The sequence below is a fragment of the Acinetobacter stercoris genome (genome assembly GCF_900323515.1).
GTDB lineage: Bacteria > Pseudomonadota > Gammaproteobacteria > Pseudomonadales > Moraxellaceae > Acinetobacter > Acinetobacter stercoris.
In genome coordinates this window covers 1-1,026 of record NZ_OOGT01000418.1, presented here as the reverse complement: position 1 = coordinate 1,026, position 1,026 = coordinate 1, and the positions used below count along the sequence as shown (strand labels likewise).

Genomic DNA, 1,026 nt, shown 5'->3' with positions numbered 1-1,026 from the left:
ATATTACATATTTCACATGAATTTTAATGTTATAAACTGTAAAAAATTTACTTTGAAATGCTTTTTTAATACAATCCAGATACAGCTAACAAGTTTTTTTATTTGAGGTTGGTGTTAATAAAAGGAATTTTAATAAGTGTTTGAACTGGATTGTAAATTATTAAGTATTTTTTTCTTTATCTATAAGTATAAAAGCGTTTCATTGGCTGCTGACAGGTTGAATATCAGCCAACCAACCGTTAGTAATATCCTGAACAAGATTCGTTCGCATTATAACGATCCACTTTTTCTAAGAATTGGTAACGAAATGGTTCCCACGGAACTTTCGAAACAATTATTTCCTTTGGTGAGTGAAGCTCTTAATAAAATTGAGCACATCAATAATTTTACGATTGATTTTGATCAGCAAAATACTCACCAAAAGTTTACCATTGCCATGACTGATGTATCACATTTGGTCTTGTTACCTAAAATTTCTCAATATATTAAAAAACATGCACCAAATGTACGTATCAATGTCAGGGCGATAACCAGTGAAACAAGTTATCAAATGGCTAATGGCGAGATAGACCTTGCAATCGGTTTTTTACCGCATCTGGAAAATGGTTTTTATCAACAAAAGCTATTTGAGCAATACTATGTTGTGCTTGCTTCCAAATCTCATCCTAGATTAGTCAATGAAAGTATGAGTTTAGATGATTATTTAAATGAATTACACATTGATATTGATGCTGGAATGGGGCATTACCATATTGAAAATGAGTTATTAAAATTAGAATTGAAACGTAACATTCTTATGCGTATCCCGAGCTATTTAGGTGTAGGGCTAGTTGTACAAGAAACGGATGCAATTGCTACAGTACCATACTATTTGAGTGAAGTTCTTCTTTCACGTGGAAATTTAAAAATGATTGAAGCACCTATAGCATTTCCAACTTATTCAATTAAGCAATATTGGCATATGTCTTGTCATCATAAGACGAGTCATCAGTGGTTAAGACATATGATTTATGATTTATTTAGTAA

General features: G+C 31.5%; 1 protein-coding gene. It reads left to right on the top strand.

The annotated features are described in order from the left end of the window. Positions 1 to 136: 136 nt before the first annotated feature. The coding region (locus KPC_RS19990) for a LysR substrate-binding domain-containing protein (protein WP_146196693.1) at positions 137 to 1,026 on the top strand (890 nt) is incomplete at its 3' end.